The 16,894-nt window shown below is 67.9% G+C and carries 19 protein-coding genes and 1 pseudogene; 10 read left to right on the top strand and 10 right to left on the bottom strand.

The genetic code is table 11. The annotated features are described in order from the left end of the window. Window positions 1-100: 100 nt before the first annotated feature. Complete coding sequence (locus tag BLT64_RS27310) at window positions 101-403, bottom strand: LysR family transcriptional regulator (RefSeq protein ID WP_049792280.1); 303 nt, start codon at window positions 401-403, stop codon at window positions 101-103. Between the two features lie 194 nt (window positions 404-597). Here BLT64_RS27310 and BLT64_RS09500 point away from each other — a divergent pair, with 194 nt between their 5' ends. From BLT64_RS09500 to arsB, 4 genes are read left to right on the top strand one after another with little or no spacing between them, the layout of a single operon-like run. Further along, window positions 598-960, top strand: coding sequence for an ArsR/SmtB family transcription factor (locus tag BLT64_RS09500; RefSeq protein ID WP_011746564.1), 363 nt, complete (start codon window positions 598-600; stop codon window positions 958-960). Next, on the top strand, window positions 953-1,489 hold the full coding sequence (locus tag BLT64_RS09495) for an arsenate reductase ArsC (RefSeq protein ID WP_011746563.1): 537 nt from the start codon (window positions 953-955) through the stop codon (window positions 1,487-1,489). Before BLT64_RS09500 ends, BLT64_RS09495 begins: the two co-directional genes overlap by 8 nt. Before the next feature lie 9 nt (window positions 1,490-1,498). Continuing rightward, window positions 1,499-1,927 (top strand): arsenate reductase (glutaredoxin), encoded by a 429-nt coding sequence (gene arsC / locus BLT64_RS09490; protein WP_011746562.1) that lies wholly within the window; start codon window positions 1,499-1,501, stop codon window positions 1,925-1,927. A gap of 28 nt (window positions 1,928-1,955) precedes the next feature. Beyond that, a complete protein-coding gene (gene arsB, locus BLT64_RS09485; RefSeq protein WP_011746561.1) occupies window positions 1,956-3,032 on the top strand; it encodes an ACR3 family arsenite efflux transporter in 1,077 nt (358 codons plus the stop codon). A gap of 80 nt (window positions 3,033-3,112) precedes the next feature. On the opposite strand, the gene BLT64_RS09480 is transcribed toward arsB, so the two are convergent. Together BLT64_RS09480 and BLT64_RS09475 are read right to left on the bottom strand one after the other, a co-directional pair. Next, window positions 3,113-3,709, bottom strand: a complete 597-nt coding sequence (locus BLT64_RS09480) for a methyltransferase family protein (RefSeq protein WP_011746560.1) — start codon at window positions 3,707-3,709, stop codon at window positions 3,113-3,115. After that, window positions 3,709-5,940, bottom strand: coding sequence for a heavy metal translocating P-type ATPase (locus BLT64_RS09475; protein ID WP_041529695.1), 2,232 nt, complete (start codon window positions 5,938-5,940; stop codon window positions 3,709-3,711). Before BLT64_RS09475 ends, BLT64_RS09480 begins: the two co-directional genes overlap by 1 nt. Window positions 5,941-6,035: 95 nt before the next feature. Here BLT64_RS09475 and BLT64_RS09470 point away from each other — a divergent pair, with 95 nt between their 5' ends. Continuing rightward, window positions 6,036-6,458: a MerR family transcriptional regulator gene (locus tag BLT64_RS09470; RefSeq protein WP_011746558.1), complete on the top strand. Its 423-nt coding sequence runs from the start codon at window positions 6,036-6,038 to the stop codon at window positions 6,456-6,458. Between the two features lie 164 nt (window positions 6,459-6,622). Further along, a complete protein-coding gene (locus BLT64_RS09465; RefSeq protein WP_011746557.1) occupies window positions 6,623-7,231 on the top strand; it encodes a hypothetical protein in 609 nt (202 codons plus the stop codon). A 42-nt stretch (window positions 7,232-7,273) separates the two neighbouring features. Here BLT64_RS09465 and BLT64_RS09460 read toward each other — a convergent pair whose 3' ends face one another. Beyond that, window positions 7,274-8,179 (bottom strand): LysR family transcriptional regulator, encoded by a 906-nt coding sequence (locus tag BLT64_RS09460; RefSeq protein ID WP_198140505.1) that lies wholly within the window; start codon window positions 8,177-8,179, stop codon window positions 7,274-7,276. A 105-nt stretch (window positions 8,180-8,284) separates the two neighbouring features. On the opposite strand from BLT64_RS09460, the gene BLT64_RS09455 reads away from it, so the two are divergent. The 3 genes from BLT64_RS09455 (at window position 8,285) to BLT64_RS09445 (ending at window position 10,482) form a co-directional block, all read left to right on the top strand. Beyond that, a complete protein-coding gene (locus BLT64_RS09455; protein WP_011746555.1) occupies window positions 8,285-8,464 on the top strand; it encodes a tautomerase family protein in 180 nt (59 codons plus the stop codon). Window positions 8,465-8,511: 47 nt separating this feature from the next. Then, window positions 8,512-9,507 carry an alpha/beta fold hydrolase gene (locus BLT64_RS09450; RefSeq protein ID WP_011746554.1) on the top strand — a complete coding sequence of 332 codons (996 nt, stop codon included), beginning with the start codon at window positions 8,512-8,514 and terminating at the stop codon, window positions 9,505-9,507. Window positions 9,508-9,690: 183 nt separating this feature from the next. After that, a complete protein-coding gene (locus BLT64_RS09445) occupies window positions 9,691-10,482 on the top strand; it encodes an SDR family NAD(P)-dependent oxidoreductase (protein ID WP_011746553.1) in 792 nt (263 codons plus the stop codon). Window positions 10,483-10,723: 241 nt separating this feature from the next. On the opposite strand, the gene BLT64_RS26790 is transcribed toward BLT64_RS09445, so the two are convergent. The 4 genes from BLT64_RS26790 to BLT64_RS26785 are packed head-to-tail and all read right to left on the bottom strand — an operon-like array spanning window position 10,724 to window position 13,310. Continuing rightward, a complete protein-coding gene (locus tag BLT64_RS26790; RefSeq protein ID WP_157137418.1) occupies window positions 10,724-10,888 on the bottom strand; it encodes a hypothetical protein in 165 nt (54 codons plus the stop codon). Window positions 10,889-10,928: 40 nt separating this feature from the next. After that, window positions 10,929-11,600: a 3,4-dihydroxy-2-butanone-4-phosphate synthase gene (gene ribB / locus BLT64_RS09440; protein ID WP_011746551.1), complete on the bottom strand. Its 672-nt coding sequence runs from the start codon at window positions 11,598-11,600 to the stop codon at window positions 10,929-10,931. A 31-nt stretch (window positions 11,601-11,631) separates the two neighbouring features. Then, window positions 11,632-12,720 (bottom strand): LLM class flavin-dependent oxidoreductase, encoded by a 1,089-nt coding sequence (locus BLT64_RS09435; RefSeq protein WP_011746550.1) that lies wholly within the window; start codon window positions 12,718-12,720, stop codon window positions 11,632-11,634. 59 nt (window positions 12,721-12,779) lie between these two features. Then, entirely contained in the window at window positions 12,780-13,310 is a 531-nt protein-coding gene (locus BLT64_RS26785; RefSeq protein ID WP_011746549.1) for a flavin reductase family protein, read from the bottom strand. A gap of 341 nt (window positions 13,311-13,651) precedes the next feature. Here BLT64_RS26785 and BLT64_RS09425 point away from each other — a divergent pair, with 341 nt between their 5' ends. After that, on the top strand, window positions 13,652-15,724 hold the full coding sequence (locus tag BLT64_RS09425; RefSeq protein WP_011746548.1) for a 3-hydroxyacyl-CoA dehydrogenase NAD-binding domain-containing protein: 2,073 nt from the start codon (window positions 13,652-13,654) through the stop codon (window positions 15,722-15,724). Between the two features lie 66 nt (window positions 15,725-15,790). Here the strand turns inward: BLT64_RS09425 and BLT64_RS27115 are convergent. Beyond that, window positions 15,791-16,129: pseudogene (locus tag BLT64_RS27115) on the bottom strand (zinc-binding dehydrogenase); the annotation flags it as partial. A 15-nt stretch (window positions 16,130-16,144) separates the two neighbouring features. After that, a complete protein-coding gene (locus BLT64_RS09420; RefSeq protein WP_198140503.1) occupies window positions 16,145-16,858 on the bottom strand; it encodes an alcohol dehydrogenase catalytic domain-containing protein in 714 nt (237 codons plus the stop codon). Window positions 16,859-16,894 lie beyond the last annotated feature (36 nt).

Raw genomic sequence — 16,894 nt, 5'->3', positions numbered from 1 at the left:
AGGATCAGGCCACGCCCGATCAGCGCGCGTTCCAGATCGGCATTGTTCAGCGCGGACAAGGCCAGGCTGACATCCGGGTAGAATGAGCGGAAGGACTTGATCAGCGTCGGCAGCAGGCCGAGCCGACAAAGGCGATGCGCAACCGCCCGGCACCGCCATTGTCGACCAGTCGCGTCTCGCGGAAGGCGACATCCAGCCGGTTGAGGATCTGGCGCGCATGGTCCTGCAGTACGATCCCGGCCTGCGTCAGGCGGATCAGGCTGCGGCTGCGATCGAAAAGCTGGACGCCCAGATCCTCTTCGAGCGCGGCGATCTGCCGCGACAGCGGCGGCGGCGCGATTTCCAGCCGCGTGGCCGCACGACCGAAATGCAACTCCCCCGTCACAGCCAGAAAATAGCGCAAGCGTTTCCATCGCCTTCCCGCCCCCGATGTTGCGGCATATTCTGGCAAGCGGGACCGGACCAGACAAGCTATAAGCACGGCCCAGCCGGACCATTCGCGCGATCCGCCATGCCTGTGGTCGCAGGGGCCGAGCCTTGTTGCCATGGCAGAAATCCTCGGTTAAAGATCTCAACATCTATTGAGAGGTTGACTTGATGGAAGAGAAACGGGCGCTTGCCGCCTTCGCGGCGCTGTCGCAGGAAACCCGGCTGCGGATCGTGCGGCTGCTGGTGACGGCGGGGTCGGAGGGCCTGCCTGCCGGTGCCATCGGCGAGGCGATGGACGGGGCCACATCCTCGCGGATGTCCTTTCATCTGGGCCATCTCGAACATGCCGGGCTGGTCACGTCGCGGCGCGAGGGGCGGCAGATCATCTACAGCGTTACCTATCAGGCATTGTCCGACCTGATCGCCTTCCTGATGCGCGATTGCTGCCAGGGGCGAGCCGAGATCTGCGCCCCGGTCGTCGCCGCGCTGTCCTGCTCCTGCGAGCCCGACAAGGATCCCGCCCATGCCTGACCGATCCCGCCGCCTGTTCAACGTGCTGTTCCTGTGCACCGGCAATTCGGCACGCTCGATCATCGCCGAAAGCGTGCTGCGCCAGGATGGTGGGGGGCGGTTCCGGGCCTTCTCGGCCGGCAGCCGGCCCAGGGGCGAGGTCCATCCGACTGCGCGCGGGGTGCTGGAGAATTTCCACTATCCGACCGAGGGGCTGCGCTCGAAAAGCTGGGACGAGTTCGCCGGGGCGGATGCGCCGGTGATGGATTTCGTCTTCACGGTCTGCGACCAGGCCGCCGGAGAAACCTGTCCGCTCTGGCCCCGCCAGCCGATCTCGGCACATTGGGGCGTGCCTGATCCGGCCGCGGCCACCGGCACGGGGCTGGAACGGGAAATGGCCTTCATCGATACGTTGCGCATCATGAGGAACCGGATCTCGGTCTTCACGGCGCTGCCGATGGCGACCCTGAACCGCGCAAGCCTGACGGCCAGACTGCACCAGATCGGGCAATCGCAGGGCGCGACCTCGGCCCGGACGGATATGGCCTGAGGGCGGATCATGGACATCATCCTCTATCACAACCCCGATTGCGGCACCTCTCGCAATACGCTTGGCCTGATCCGCAACGCTGGCCTGGAGCCGCATGTGATCGAATATCTGAAATGCCCGCCAAGCCGGGAACTGCTGGTGCGGCTGATCGCGCGCATGGGGCTGACCGCCCGCGATCTGCTGCGCCAGAAGGGCACGCCTTACGCCGATCTCGGCCTCGACGATCCGGCGCTGAGCGAGGATCAGCTTCTGGAGGCGATGATGGCCCATCCGATCCTCATCAACCGGCCCATCGTCGTCAGCCCCAGGGGCGTGCGGCTCTGCCGGCCATCCGAGGCGGTGCTGGATCTGCTGCCGCCGCAGCGGGGCGCCTTCGCCAAAGAGGACGGTGAGGCCGTGGTGGGCGACGACGGCCAGCCCGTGACGCCTGCATCGTAACCGCCTTACCTTGACCGGAGACAGATCTATGACTTCCCCGACGCCGCCCTCGCGGCTGTCCTTTCTTGACCGCTGGCTGACGCTGTGGATTTTCGCAGCCATGGCGCTTGGCATCGGGCTCGGGACGGTGTTTCCCGGCCTGCCGGGCGCGCTGGATGCGCTGTCGGTCGGCACGACCAACATTCCCATCGCCATCGGCCTGATCCTGATGATGTATCCGCCGCTGGCCAGGGTGCGTTACGAGGAACTGCCCCGCGTCTTCACCGACCGCCGGGTGCTGGTCCTGTCGCTGGTCCAGAACTGGATCATCGGCCCGGTGCTGATGTTCGCGCTGGCGGTGATCTTCCTGCGCGATCATCCCGAATACATGACCGGCCTGATCCTGATCGGGCTGGCGCGCTGCATCGCCATGGTGCTGGTCTGGAACCAGCTGGCCCGAGGCAACGGCCAGTATGTCGCGGCGCTGGTCGCCTTCAACTCGGTGTTCCAGATCCTGTTCTTCTCGACCTATGCGTGGTTCTTCCTGACCGTCCTGCCGCCGCTGTTCGGGCTGGAAGGCAGCGTGATCGACGTGAGCTTCCGGACCATCACCGAGGCGGTTCTGGTCTATCTGGGCATCCCCTTCGCGGCCGGTTTCCTGACCCGGCGCATCCTCGTCGCCCGCAAGGGCGAGGGCTGGTATGAGACCGCCTTCCTGCCGCGCATCGGGCCGATCACGCTGGCGGCGCTGCTGTTCACCATTGTCGCCACGTTCAGCCTGAAGGGCGGCGATGTGGTTCGCCTGCCGGTGGACGCGTTCAGGATCGCGGTGCCGCTGGCGCTCTACTTCGTCATCCAGTTTCTCGTCAGCTTCGCCATGGGACGGCTGATCGAGGCCGACTATCCGCGCACCACCGCCATCGCCTTCACCGCGGCGGGCAACAATTTCGAGCTGGCGATCGCGGTCGCCATCGCCGCCTTCGGTCTGGCCTCGCCCGTAGCCTTCGCGGCGGTGATCGGGCCGCTGGTCGAGGTGCCGGCGCTGATCCTGCTGGTTCATGTCGCGCTGCGGCTGGGACAGCGATGGTTTCCCCATGATGTAACGGTTCAGGAGGTGGAAGCGTGACCTTCTGCGACCGGGTGGCGGACGCGAGGAAGCGGCCGACAAGGATCGGGTGACGGCCGTCATCTTCTATGGCCGGGCGATCAGGATCGGCTCTTGCCGCCACGTCCGATCCAGCGCGGGACCTGCCGGGCCCATCGCTCATATGCCGCGCCGTGGCGGTCGCGCAACAGGCGCTCTTCGCTGCGGATCTGGGCGGATGCGGCGGCTGCGAAGAGGCCGAACCCGGCCAGCGTGAACACCGAGAAGCTTGCCAGCAGGGTGCCCGCCAGCAATATCCCCTGCCCCAGAAATGTCGGGTTGCGGCTGATCCTGAACAGGCCCGTCGTGACCAGCGGCCCTTCGCTGCCCGCCCGCACCCCGATCCGCCACGACGCGCCCATCGCCATCTGTGCGCCGAAAGCCACCGCCATGCCGATGCTGGCCATCGCGATGCCCGCGACATTCACGCCGATCGGCAAGGCGACCGGTGCCGGCATCGCGATGGCCGCGACCGGCCCCAGCACCGCCAGCACGAAGCCAAGCCGGAAGCCCAGGGCCGCAAGCCGGTCGCGGCCCCGCGCGTGGCCGAACAGCCAGACGGGCTGCCCCGAGGCGCGCTGCGCCTCGGACGACGCCCCGAAGAACAGGGCCAGGTAGGCGATCAGGATCAGCCATGCGGTTGCTGCGGGCCAGGTCATCAGGCCTGCTCCGGCCGGAAGCGCAGCAGCCGCAGGGCGTTCAGCGTCACCAGCACCGTGGCGCCGGTATCGGCCAGAATGGCGATCCACAGCCCGGTGATGCCCAGGACCGATGTCACCAGGAACACCGCCTTCAACCCAAGCGCGATGGTGACGTTCTGGCGGATATTCCCCATCGTCGCGCGGGCCAGCCGGATCAGCGCGGGCACATCGGTCACCCGGTCGCGCAGGATCGCCGCATCGGCGGTTTCCAGCGCCACATCGGTACCCGATCCCATCGCGACGCCGATCCCCGCCTGCTTCAGCGCCGGCGCGTCGTTGATGCCGTCGCCGATCATCATCACGCTACCCGGCAGGCCGGTTTCGCGGATCGCCGCCAGCTTGTCCTCGGGCATCATCTCGGCCCGATAATCCATCCCGAGACCGCCCGCGATGGCGGCGGCGGTGCGGGGATTGTCGCCCGTCAGCATGATCGCGCCGACATTCAGGTCCCTCAGCTGCCGCATCGCTTCGGCTGCATCGCCGCGCGGCTCGTCCCGCATCGCGATCAGGCCAAGCGGCTGCCCGTCGCGGAACACGGCGACGACGGTCTTGCCCTCGCCTTCCAGCCGCGTCGCCTCGCGGAGGGCGTCGGCCTCGATACCGTCCCTTTGCGCCGCGTGGCGGGGCAAGGATACCCATGCGGGGGCGCCGCCCACGACCGCCTCGGCACCCTGGCCGACCAGCACCCGCGCCGCGCGGGCGGGCAAGGGCGTCACGCCCTCTTGGGCAAGCCGCGACAGGATCGCCTGCGCCAGCGGATGGCTGGACCCCGCCTCGACCCCTCCCGCGACCTCCAGCAATGCGGCTTCGCCGATGCCGGGGGCCGGGATCAGATCGGTGACGACGGGCTTGCCATGGGTCAGCGTGCCGGTCTTGTCGAAAGCCACATGGCTGACCCTGGCGGCGGCCTCGATCACCGCGCCGCCCTTCATCAGCATTCCGCGCCTTGCCCCGGCAGACAGCGAGGACGCGATCGAGGCCGGGACCGAGATCACCAGCGCGCAGGGGCAGCCGATCAGCAGAAGCGCCAGCCCGCGATAGATCCAGGTGCCCCATTCCGCGCCGAAAGCCAGCGGCGGCACGACGACGACCAGCGCCGCCAGACCCACGATGGCGGGCATGTACCAGCGGCTGAAGCGGTCGATGAAGCGTTCGGTGGGGGCGCGCGCCTCTTCCGCCTCCTCGACCAGGCGGATGATGCGGGCGATGGTGTTGTCCGATGCCTCGCGCGTCACGCGCACACGCAATGCGGCCTCGGCGTTGATCGAGCCTGCGAAGACCGGTTCGCCCGGCCCCCTGGTGCGCGGAACGCTTTCGCCGGTCACCGGGCTTTCGTCGATGCCGCTGGTGCCGTCCAGGATCTCGCCATCGGCAGGAACGCGGTCGCCGGGGCGGACCAGAACCACCTGACCGATCTGCAAGCTGTCGGCGGGGGTTTCGCGGGCCTGGCCGTCGATCTCGACGATCGCCGTCCTGGGCACGAGGTTCGCCAATGCCCGGATGCCGTCGCGCGCCTTGCCGGCGGCGACACCTTCCAGCACCTCGCCCACCGCGAACAGGAACACGACCAGCGCCGCCTCCTCGGCCGCGCCGATGAACAGCGCGCCGGTCGCGGCGATGGTCATCAGGCTTTCGATGGTGAAGGGCTGGCCCAGCCGCAGCGCCTCGAACGCGCGTTTCGCGACCGGCGCGACGCCGATCAGGCAGGCCAGCAGGAAGGCCCGGTAACCCCATTCCGCCGGGGCCAGCAGCTCGAACGCCCAGGCCAGCGAAAGCAGCGCGCCGGTCAGGATGACCAGCCGCCCCTTCGCCGTTCGATACCATGGCGTGCTGCCCCCGGCAGGCGTTCCATGCCCGGCGCCAGAGGGCGATGCGGCCTTGCGGTCGTGCCCGCAGGTGCCGCCGCAGCCGTCGTCATGGGGCCGGCGCGGCGCAAGGGCCGCCTGCCGCGGCTGTTCCCGTTCCCTGGGGGCAATGCCGTATCCCAGCCGGCGGACGATCTTCTCGATCTCTTCCGCGGCCGTCGCGCCATCGGCCAGCGCCAGCGACAGCCGCTCGCCCATCAGGGCGACCTTCACATCGCTGACGCCGGGCAGCCGCTCGACCGCCCGCGTCACCTTGACCGTGCATGCGGCACAATCCATCCCGCTTACCGTCCATTCGCGCCGCTCCGTGGTGCTGTCGGTCATCCTGGTCTCCCATGCCGGAACGGCAGGAAGCGGCCTTTCCATCATCGAATCCCAGATGTAGGATCTCTAGCAACTAGAGGTTCAAGAGGTTTTTTATGCTCGGCATCGGAAAACTCAGCGCGGCAACCGGCGTCAAGGTCCCGACCATCCGCTATTACGAGCAGATCGGATTGCTGCAGGCCCCGGCCCGCAGCGTGGGAAACCAGCGCGTCTATGACGGCAGGGCATTGGACAGGCTGAGATTCATCCGGCACGCCCGCGAGCTGGGTTTCCCGCTGGAGGCGATCAGGGAGCTGCTGAGCCTGTCGGATCAGCCGGGCATGCCCTGCGCGGCGGCCGACATCATCGCCAAGCGCCAGCTCGTTTCGGTGCAGGGCAGGATCGCCAGGTTGCGCCTGCTGCAGGACGAACTTGAACGAATGGTTTCGCAATGCGCGCATGGAACGGTGTCGGACTGCAAGGTCATCGAGGTGCTGGGCGATCATGGCCTGTGCCTGCATGGCGACCATGGGGCGTGATCGACCGAATCGCGCATCCCCGCGCCGATCGACTGGCCAAAGGGTGAACATCCGTGCCATACACGCGGCAGTTGCCCGCGCGATGACGGCCGCGCGTGACCTGCCCCGACCCGGCCTCACCTCCGGGACCGGGCTCTGGACCCAGCGACAGGAGAACCGCGACGATGCAATTCACGCTGCAGGGCGTCTTCTTGACAGAAACGACCTATCAGGGCAGGCCCGCTTTCCAGGTCACGATGCCGGCCTCGGCGACGCAGGATCCCGCCAGGGAAGCGCTGAGCGATCGCGACTTCATGGCATGGGTTCCAATGGATTTCGGCGACGGCACCATCGAGGTCGATGTCGCAAGCGTCCTTGCCCCCGACGCCCCGGATTATGCGCGTGGCTTCATCGGGCTGGCCTTTCGCATCGGCGCCGACAACAGCTTCGAAAGCATCTACCTGCGGCCGGCAAATGCCCGCGTGGACGACCAGGTGCGGCGCAATCACACCGTCCAGTATGTCGCCTATCCCGAATATCCCTTCCCCCGGCTGCGCAGGGAAGAGCCCGAGAAATACGAGACCCATGTGGATATCGGTCTTGCCGAATGGATCCGCATGCGCATCGAGCTGCAGGGAACGACCGCGCGGCTTTTCATCAATGACGCGCCCCACCCCACCCTGGTCGTGTCCGACATGAAGCTGGGCGGCGCGCAACGCGGCGGGGTCGGCCTGTGGATTGAGGCCGGCACGATCGGCTATTTCTCGAACCTGCGGATCACGCCGGTGCGCTGACCGGCCCCATAGCCGCGCGACGCCCCGCCGGGCGCCGCGCCGTCACAGCGCGCCCGCCTGCCCCTTGGCCGCCAGCAGATCGACGACATGCCGCACGCGCGCCAGCAGGTGCCGCGTCCGGGGCCACAGGGCAAAGATCCCCACCGGCACGGTGCCGAATTCGGGCAGCACCTCGACCAATCGGCCATCCGACAGCGCGTCCGCGACCAGCGAGAGCGGCATCTGGGCAATTCCCAACCCCGCGATGGCGGCCTCCACGACCGCCGATCCGTCGCCGATCTCGTGCGCCGGTGCCACCCTAAGGCGCTGCGGCGCGCAGCCGGGGCGCGCGATGCGAAAGCCGATGGGCATCTCGCGGCTGATCCCGGTGACGCAGCAGTGACGCAGCAGGTCTTCGGGCTGCGCCGGAACCCCGCACCGGGCAAGATATGCGGGCGCAGCGACCAGCGGCGCGCGCTGTTCGGCCAGCTTGCGAGAGATCAGGTCTGCGGTGTCGGCCGTTTCGCCGAAGCGGATGACAAGATCGACCTGCTCTGCCACCGGGTCGATGATCCGGTCGGTCAAGGACAGCGACAATCTCAGCCCCGGCTGCGCCAGCGCCACCTCGGTCAGGATCGGCAGCAAGACCCGGCGCCCCCAGGCGGCCGGCGCGTCGATCCGAAGCCGGCCCGCGATCTCTCGGTGATTGCTGGACAGCGACGCCTCGGCGGCTTCGATCTCCTCCAATGCGCGGCGGGCGGCGGCCAGATAAGCCTCGCCATCCTGCGTCAGCACGAGGCGCCGCGTGCTGCGATGGATCAGCTTGACGCCAAGGCGGGCCTCAAGCCGGCTGACGCTTTTGCCGACGGCGGATTTCGTCATTCCCAACGATTCCGCCGCACCGGTGAAGCTGAGATGATGGGCCGTTTCGACAAAGGCATGCACGCCAGAGAGATGGCTTGCCGGCATCATTGTGTCCTTTTTGGAAACCAAGCGTGTATTTCAGGCGAATTTACGCCTCCAGATGACACAGTTATCCAAGGCCGACAAGTCAACCCGATACAGGAGAATACCATGCCCGTCGTGCGTGTAAGCTGGTTCGAAGGAAAGGCCGCCGAGGAAAAGCAGAAGGTCGCCCAGGACATCACCGACAGCATCGTTCGCAACACCGGCACCGATGCAAGCTATATCTACGTCATCTTCGAGGACGTGAAGACATCGGACTGGGCCGGCGGCGGCAAGCTTTACGGCTGAGCCTCTGGCGTTTCGCCTCTGCCCTTCTTCCTTCCAGGAGCCGTATCATGACACCAATCCTTCGCGGCCTGTCCGTCCTGGCGCTTGCGCTTGCCCCGATCGGCGTCGGCGCAGAGCCGGCCACAAGCGTCCTGAAACGGGACTTCGCATTCCCCGAGCCGGTCGAGGGCATGCCCGCGCGGCTGTCCGAATTCCCGGACCTGCAGATCAACGCCTTCACGACCAACGACGGCGTCAGCATCAGCTATTGGGAGGCGGGCAGCGGCGAGCCTGTGCTGTTCGTTCCGGCCTGGGGCTCGAACGGGGCCGAGCTGATCGACGTGATATGGCTGCTGTCGCGGACGCATCATGTCTATGTCATGGACCCGCGCAACCAGGGGCTTTCAGAGCGGACGGCGAAAGGCCAGCGCATCGCGCGCCACGCAATGGACCTGAACCAGCTTCTCGATCACCTGGAGCTGGATCGAACGGTGCTTGCGGGCTGGTCGATGGGTGCCGCGGTGATCTGGGCCTATGTCGATCTGTTCGGAACCGACCACATCACCAGGGCCGTCTTCGTGGATCAGCCCGTCTCGATCTACACGCATGCCGACTGGACCGAGGAAGAGCGCCTGAACGCCGGGGGCATGACGACATCGCCCGAACGGATGATCGCGGCCTTCGCGGGCGCGCCGACCAATCAGCAGGTCGTCGATATGAAGGTCACGCATCGCGCCCGGATGCTGGACACGCCCCATATCCGCAACGCGACCAGCTTCGCCCAGGCGGTGATCCCCTCCGATCCCGACCATGCCGCGCTGGTCCTGTTCGATCATGCGACGAACGACTGGCGCGATGTCATAAGCCACAAGCTGGACATGCCCGTGGCGGTGTTCTCGGGCGAGGAAAGCAACAATCTGCCAAGCCAGGCCTGGATCGCCCGGACGGTGCCGGACGGGCGGCTCTACAGCTATACGGCAGAGCAGCAGGGCGATCACATGCTGATGCTGAAGAACCCGGTCGGGTTCGTGTCCGATCTGAGGGCGTTCCTTGCCGGCGAATAGGAAAACCGCAGCCGGGCGGTCAGGGATTGCGCCGCGCCTGTTTCCTTTGCGACAGCCACGCCTGGTCGCAGTGCGACCCATGGTGCAGTTGCCAGATGCCTGCGCGCGTGTTGGGCTGATCGGGTGGGGAATCGCCGGCCCGGCCGCGCCGACCCGTTCGCAGCCCCTGAGGAGGATGAAATCATGACACAATCGCAGTTTTCGCTGGAAGGGAAGATCGCCCTTGTCACGGGCGGAGGGCGCGGGATCGGCGCCGGGATCGCCCAGTCCCTGGCGCAGGCCGGTGCCGATGTCGTTATCGCCGATTACACGACCGAGCTGGCCGAAGGCGGCGCCGAGGGCGTCGCGGCCCTGGGCAGGCGTTCGGCCGCGCTGCAGGTGGACGTGCGCAAGCCCGACAGCGTGACGGCCATGGTCGAGGCGGTCGTCAAGCAGTTCGGGCGGCTGGACATCGCCGTGAACAATGCCGGTGTCGTCAGCCTCGGCGGCATCGAGGAACTGACGCTCGATCAGTGGAACGACGTGATCGACATCAACCTGCGCGGCGTCTTCCTGTGCTGCCAGGCGCAGATCAACGTGATGCGCCCGCAGCAATTCGGGCGGATCATCAACACCTCGTCCATCGCGGGCAAGGTGGGCTTTCCCCAGCTGTCCCATTACAGCGCGTCGAAATTCGGTGTGATCGGCATGACCAACGCCATCGCCAAGGAGGTTGCGAAGGACGGCATCACCGTCAACGCGCTGTGTCCGGGGATCGTCGGCACCGGCATGTGGCGGGGCGAGACCGGCCTGTCGGGCAAATGGGCGCTGCCGGGCGAGACCGAGGAACAGTCCTGGGAACGCCACCAGCAGATCTTCCTGCCCCAGGGCGTCGCCCAGACCCCCGAGGATATGGGCCAGATGGCCGTCTATCTGGCCTGCGCGCCGCATGTGACCGGCCAGGCGCTGGCGGTGGATGGCGGTTTCTCGCTCTGACTGCGGCAAGGGGCGCCGTTCGCAGGCGCCCCTTCAGCCTTGCTTTCGCGAAACGCCGGATAGTTGGCCGTCAACGCGACTTTGCCGTTGTTGTCGCGCGGCGACGCCACCCGGCCGACACGGGTTTGCGGCCCCGACAGAGCCGTCTGCATATTACCCTTACAGGACAGGCTGACCGGTCGGTCGGCGCGGATGTCGCACAAGGCGGCGTCCAGATCGAACAGTTCGTCGGTGCCCCGGATCAGGCTTTCGTCCGGGCAGCCCGGCAGTCACGCTTGAAGGCCCCGACATCGAAGACCTCGGCGCCGCGGTCGCCCGGCAACTGGCCGACAAGCGAGCCGGCCAGCAGGCATGAGACATGGAGGACGACAGTGCCCTGAAGGCCGCCGAAACGGGGCGGGATCATGGAAACCTCGTCGGGACGGTCAGCCGCCGGGGCGACGCGGTCACAGGTCGCCGCGCTGCCGGCGCCAGGCGATCAGCTCGGCCACCGAGACCTTCAGCAGGCCGTGGCGTTCGGCAAAGCGGTCGATCTGCGGACCCGCCATCATCGTGCCGTCGCGGTTGACCAGCTCGCACAGCACGCCCACCGGCAGGTGACCTGCCAGCCGCACCAGGTCGAAGGCGGCCTCGGTATGGCCCTCGCGGGTCAGCACCCCGCCCTCTCGCGCGCGCAGCGGGAAGATATGGCCGGGCCGGCGCAGCGCGGCGGGGTCGGTCGCCCCGGCCGCCAGCGCGTGAAAGCTGAGGGTGCGGTCGGCCGCCGAGACGCCCGTGCCGCAGGCCGCCGCGTCGCAAGAGACGGTATAGGCCGTCCCCTGCGGGTCGTCGTTTCGTGTCACCATCGGCGGAAGATGCAGCGCATCGGCGCGCGCGCCGCTCATCGAGGCGCAGAGGATGCCGGTCGAGTGGTTCACCATGAACGCAACCATCTGGGGGGTGATGGTTTCCGCAGACGCGATCAGGTCGCCCTCGTTCTCGCGGGAATCGTCATCAACCACGATCACCATGCCGCCCGCGGCGATGATGTCGATCGCCATGCCGACCCGGTCGCCGGGTTGCTGGTCTTGCGAATGCAGTTCCGGTTCGGATGCCCGGATCACGGTCTCGATGTTCATCGTCTTTCCTCCCGCCGATGATGATTTCAGGTCAGGCCGCGTTGACGACCGGCAGCACGTCCTCGGCCAGGCGCCGCATGGTCAGCCGCTCGCGCTCGCGGTTCTTGCCGCTGCCGTCCATCGCCGCCATCAGCAGCGTGCCGAAGGGGCCGGAACGCTCGCGCAGGCTCATGATCTTGTCGGTCACGGTCTTGCGCGACCCATAGAGGACCGAGGCCTTCACGATCGCCTCGACCGTCACGTCCTCGTCCGCCATGTTGATGTCGGGCTTGATGACGGCGGTGTAGTCGGCGACCTTCAGCACCTTCCACAGGTAATCAAAGTAATAGTAGTTCGAGCCCTTGGGATCGAGCAGCCAGTCCTCGGCCTGCGCATCGCTGTCGGCGATCAGGACGTTGCGCGCCACCGACCAGTCCTGGCCCGTGGGCTCGCGGCCCGCCGCCTCGCAGCCCTCGACATATTTCTTCCAGTGGCCGATGATCGTGCTTTCGGGCGCGAAATTGGCGCTGATCGGCTTCCAGCCCAGCTTGACGGCGCGCGACACGCTTTCGCTGTCGGGCGACATCGAGGACAGCGAGATCGGCGGATGCGGCTTGGTGAACGGCTTCTGCATGTAGCCGACGCCCAGTTCCGGGATGATGTTGTCGGTGATCTTGATCTGCCAGTACTTGCCCTGGATGTCATAGGGCGGGTCCTGCGACCAGATCTGCTTGATGATCTTGATCGCCTCGACGAATTTCTCGTTGCGGACATTGGCGTCCAGAACGTCGAACAGCTCCATGTCCGAGGCCAGCCCGCCCGGACCCACGCCCATCATGAAGCGGCCCTGGGCCATGTGGTCGAACAGCGCGACCTGCCCGGCCAGCTGCGCGGGGTGATGGTTGGGCAGGCACAGCACGCCGGTGCCAAGGCGGATCTGCTTGGTCTGCGGCAGCAGCGAGGCCAGGAAGATCAGCGGCGAGGTGATCGGCTCGGTCGTGGCGGAATAATGCTCGCCCACCCAGGCCTCGGCAAAGCCCAGCTTGTCGGCATAGACGATCTTTTCGGTATTCTCTGCCAGGACATCGACCAGCGGCCGTTCGGCCGGGTGCAGCGGCATGTGGAAAAGTCCAAGTTCCAAGGTATCCTCCCAGAGGTTGCAAGACTGCCCTTGCGGGCGTTGATCGGCTGGCGCCGGTGTCAGGTTTCCGCGGTTGCGGACAGGGCGGCGCGTGCGCCGTTGAACCAGACAAGCGGCGCCAGTGTCCGCGCGGCGGGCTCGGGCAGGATCACGTCCTCGACCTGACCGAAAAACACGGTATGGGTGCCGAAATCATGGGCCGCCGTGACCCGGCACAGATGGGTGGACAGCGCGTCCTTCAGCACCGGCAGGCCCTGCAGGCCCGCGCTCCAGTGCTCGGGCAGAAAGCGCCGGTCGCGCAGGTCGCTGCGCGAGAACGCCTCCAGCAGGTCGGCATGGCATTCCGCCATGAGGTTCAGCGAGAACCAGCCCGCCCCCTGGATCACCGGATGGACCGAGGCCGAGCGGTTGACCGCCACCATCATCGAGGGCGGCTCCATCGACAGCGACACGGCGCTGGTCACGGCCATGCCATGCCAGGCCCCCGCCGCGTCGCCGGAGGCCACCACCGACACGCTGGCGGCGACCGGGCGCATGCTGGCGCGGAACGTATCGCGCAACGGGCTGGCAACATCGGAATGGGCGGTCATGGGCGGATCTCCCGGACTGGCGGCGAATGGCGTGGCCGGGCGGGGCGCATGGGCTTGCCCGGACCGAATCCATTTTTCCCGAACCGCCGGTGGATGGATACTGGCCCAGATGCTCCGGGGCCGGGCATCCGGCCTGTCGCAGATTTGACAATTGCGACAGACCCCCGCGCAGGCGCAAAGAACAAGGCCAATGCCGGCGACAGGCGCGGATCGCGCCCGACCCGCCCGACCGCCCCCCCCCCGAGGAGAACGCGCCGTGACAACCGCAGACCATCCCCGTATCGAAATCATCATCGGCGGCACGCGGATCGCTATCATGTCGCGGCCGGTGGGCTGATCCGATGCCGGTGCATTACGACCTCGCCGGCGACAGCGCCGTCCTGACCTTCGACAATCCGCCGCTGAACGTGCTGGGCCAGGCGATGCGCGCCGATCTGGCTCGCGCCATCGCGCAGGCGGCGGCCGACCGCCCCGCCCGGCTGATCCTGCGCGGGGCGGGGCGCAATTTCGTCGCCGGGGCGGATGCGCGCGAATTCGACGGCCCGCCGCTGGACCCGCAGCTGAACGAGGTGCTGGACGCGCTGGCCGCCCTGCCCTTCCCGACCATCGCCGCGATCCATGGCGCGGCCCTTGGCGGCGGGCTGGAGATCGCGCTGGCCTGCCGCTTCCGCATCGCCCACCCCTCGGCCACGCTCGGCCTGCCCGAAGTCACCCTGGGCATCGTGCCCGGCGCGGGCGGCACGCAGCGGTTGCCGCGGCTGGTGGGGATGGCGGCCGCGCTGGACCTGTTGGGACAGGGCCGCAGCGTGACCGCCGCCGAAGCGGAAAGCCTGGGCCTGATCGACCTGATCGCCGATGACCCGATGGCCGCCGCGCGGGGCGTGGACACGCAGACCCTGCTCCGCGCCCTCTGCGCCGACGACCGCCCGCCCCCCGCGCCGGACGAGGCGGCGGTCGCGGCGGCTCATGCGCGGGCCGACCGGCGCGCACCGGGCCAGGTCGCGCCGCACCGGGCGATCGAGCTGGTGGCCACCTCGGCGCAAGAACCGATCAAGGCGGCGCTGACACGCGAGCGCGCGACCTTCCTCGACTTGCGCGGATCGGACCAGGCGCGGGCGCTGCGCCATGTGTTCTTCGCCGAACGCGCCGCCATGGCGCAGGGAAAGGCCTGGCCCGCCCCCGCGCCAGAGATCGCCCGCGCCGTGGTGGTCGGCGGCGGCAATATGGGCGCGGCCATCGCCTATGCGCTGCTGTCGGCCGGGCTGGTGGTCAGGGTGGTCGAGACCGACGCCGCCGCGCTGGACCGCGCCCGCGACAATATCGCCGGGCTGGTGGCGCAGGGCCGCAAGCGCGGCGCGCTGACCGATGCCGGCGCCGCCGAGTTGCAGGCGCGGCTGTCGCTGGCGGTGGGCTATGACGACCTGCCCGCCGCCGACCTGGCCATCGAGGCCGCCTATGAGGACATGGCGGTCAAGCAGGCGATCTTCGCCGCGCTGCAGGACGCGCTGCCCGACAGTACGATCCTGGCCACGAATACCTCGTATCTGGATATCGACCTGCTGGCGCAGGGCATCCGGCAGCCGGGCCGCTTCCTGGGGCTGCATTTCTTCGCGCCCGCCCATGTGATGAAGCTGCTGGAGATCGTGCGCGGCGAGGCGACGTCGGACCAGACCCTGGGCGCGGCGTTCCGGCTGGCGCGGAAGCTTGGCAAGGTGCCGGTGCTGGCGGGCGTCTGCGACGGGTTCATCGGCAACCGCATCCTTGCCCGCTATCGCCACGCGGCCGACATCCTGCTGCTGGAAGGCGCGCTGCCGGCCCAGGTCGATGCCGCCATGCGCGGCTTTGGCATGGCGATGGGGCCATATGAGGCGCAGGACATGTCGGGGCTGGACATCGCATACGCCAACCGCCGCCGCCAGAACCTGCGCGACCGCGCTGACCACCGCTACGTCCCGATCGCCGATCATCTGGTCGAGCGTTGCAGGCGCCTGGGCCGCAAGTCCGGCGCGGGGTGGTATGACTATGATGCCGAAGGCCGCGCGCAGCCTTCGGACGAGGTGACGCAGGCGATCCTGTCGGCCAGCCGCGATGCCGGCATCACCCGCGTGGCGCTGCCCGCCGAGGGCATCGCCGAACGGCTGGTCCTGGCGATGATCGCCGAGGCGACCCGGATCCTGGCCGAGGGCATCGCCGCCGCGCCGCGCGACATCGACCTGGTGCTGGTCCATGGCTACGGCTTTCCGCGCTGGCGCGGCGGGCTGATGCACCATGCCGACCGGCTGACGCCCGCGCGCATCCTGTCCCGGATCGAGGCCCTGGCCAAGGACGACCCGCTGTCCTGGTCCGTCCCGCCGCTTCTGCGCCAGCTTGCGGATGAAGGGCGCGATTTCACCAGCCTGAACCCATCCGCCTGAGCGCCCCATGGCAAAAGCCCCGCATCGCCGGATGCGGGGCTTTCGGGTGGCGGTGGAGCGGCGCGGTCAGCCCCGCAGGTCGATCAGGATCTTCAGATGCGTGCCCGCCGGGTCCAGCAGCGCGTCGAAGCCCTCGACGATGACATTGTCCAGCGTGACGGTCCGGGTCACGATCTTGCGCGCCGGGATCTGCCCCGAGGCGATCAGCCGCATCACGCGCGGCCACATCTGCGCCTCATAGGCCCAGGAGCCGCGCAGGTCGATATCCTTGTAAACCACGTTGAACCAGTTCACCGGCGCCTCGCCGGCATGCAGGCCCACCTGCACCACCACGCCGCGCTTGCGCACCGCATCGACGCAGGCCTGCAGCGCCTGCGTGTTGCCCACGCATTCCAGCGCCACGTCGCAGCCGACGCCGCCCTAGGTCGCGGCGCGGATCACCTCGCCCACATCCTGGTTGCGCGGGTCGATCACCACCACATCGGGGATGATGTCCCGCGCGATCTCCAGCCGCTTGGCGTTGGGATCGGACACGAACAGCTGCACCGCCCCCGCCGCCCGCGCGGCCAGCAGCGCCAGAAGGCCGATCGGCCCGGCGCCCGTGACCAGCACCGCGTCGCCCGGCTTCACGCCGCCCCGGTCCACGCCATAGACGGCGACCGCCACCGGCTCGACCAGCGCCGCGTCCTCGTCGGTCATCTGGTCGGGCAGCTTATAGACGTTATAGCCCTTCAGCAGGCTGGATTCCGCCATGCCGCCGCCGATCCAGCTGAGACCGGCCAGCGCCATCGCATCCGACAGGTTGAACTGCCCGCGATCAGTGTAATAGTCGCCGCCGCGCGGGGTGATGAAGGGCTGGACCGAGACCCGGTCGCCGACCTTCACATGGGTCACGTCGCGCCCGACCTTGACCACGGTGCCGCCATATTCATGGCCCAGAACCTGCGCGGCGACCGCGCCGGTGGCGGCGTCCTTGGGCACGAAGATCGGCCCATAGGCATATTCGTGCAGATCCGTGCCGCAGATCCCCGCGAAGCGGTTCTCGATCACCACCTCGTCGGCGGCCGGTTCGGTCGGCTGCGGAATGTCCTCGACCCGCAGATCCTTGGCGGCGTGAAAACGCAAAGCCCTCATCTGGTGTTCCTCCCTTGAAATCTCCGTGCCACCACG

Origin of the sequence: Paracoccus denitrificans (assembly GCF_900100045.1) — a bacterium.
GTDB classification, from domain to species: Bacteria; Pseudomonadota; Alphaproteobacteria; order Rhodobacterales; family Rhodobacteraceae; genus Paracoccus; species Paracoccus denitrificans.
Note: the sequence above shows the minus strand (reverse complement) of the source record. Positions and strands in the feature narration are given on the sequence as shown.

Bases quoted from the DNA above. Each gene is read 5' to 3' on its own strand.
- BLT64_RS26785 (WP_011746549.1), bottom strand. From the start codon at position 13,310: ATGACCGCCCATTCCGATGTTGCCAGCCCGTTGCGCGATACGTTCCGC.
- BLT64_RS09480 (WP_011746560.1), bottom strand. From the start codon at position 3,709: ATGACCTGGCCCGCAGCAACCGCATGGCTGATCCTGATCGCCTACCTG.
- BLT64_RS09460 (WP_198140505.1), bottom strand. From the start codon at position 8,179: ATGCCGGCAAGCCATCTCTCTGGCGTGCATGCCTTTGTCGAAACGGCC.
- BLT64_RS09495 (WP_011746563.1), top strand. From the start codon at position 953: ATGCCTGACCGATCCCGCCGCCTGTTCAACGTGCTGTTCCTGTGCACC.
- ribB (WP_011746551.1), bottom strand. From the start codon at position 11,600: ATGAACATCGAGACCGTGATCCGGGCATCCGAACCGGAACTGCATTCG.
- BLT64_RS09455 (WP_011746555.1), top strand. From the start codon at position 8,285: ATGCCCGTCGTGCGTGTAAGCTGGTTCGAAGGAAAGGCCGCCGAGGAA.
- BLT64_RS09445 (WP_011746553.1), top strand. From the start codon at position 9,691: ATGACACAATCGCAGTTTTCGCTGGAAGGGAAGATCGCCCTTGTCACG.
- BLT64_RS09465 (WP_011746557.1), top strand. From the start codon at position 6,623: ATGCAATTCACGCTGCAGGGCGTCTTCTTGACAGAAACGACCTATCAG.
- BLT64_RS26790 (WP_157137418.1), bottom strand. From the start codon at position 10,888: ATGATCCCGCCCCGTTTCGGCGGCCTTCAGGGCACTGTCGTCCTCCAT.
- BLT64_RS09450 (WP_011746554.1), top strand. From the start codon at position 8,512: ATGACACCAATCCTTCGCGGCCTGTCCGTCCTGGCGCTTGCGCTTGCC.
- BLT64_RS09500 (WP_011746564.1), top strand. From the start codon at position 598: ATGGAAGAGAAACGGGCGCTTGCCGCCTTCGCGGCGCTGTCGCAGGAA.
- arsB (WP_011746561.1), top strand. From the start codon at position 1,956: ATGACTTCCCCGACGCCGCCCTCGCGGCTGTCCTTTCTTGACCGCTGG.
- BLT64_RS09425 (WP_011746548.1), top strand. From the start codon at position 13,652: ATGCCGGTGCATTACGACCTCGCCGGCGACAGCGCCGTCCTGACCTTC.
- BLT64_RS09470 (WP_011746558.1), top strand. From the start codon at position 6,036: ATGCTCGGCATCGGAAAACTCAGCGCGGCAACCGGCGTCAAGGTCCCG.
- BLT64_RS09475 (WP_041529695.1), bottom strand. From the start codon at position 5,940: ATGACCGACAGCACCACGGAGCGGCGCGAATGGACGGTAAGCGGGATG.
- BLT64_RS09420 (WP_198140503.1), bottom strand. From the start codon at position 16,858: ATGAGGGCTTTGCGTTTTCACGCCGCCAAGGATCTGCGGGTCGAGGAC.
- arsC (WP_011746562.1), top strand. From the start codon at position 1,499: ATGGACATCATCCTCTATCACAACCCCGATTGCGGCACCTCTCGCAAT.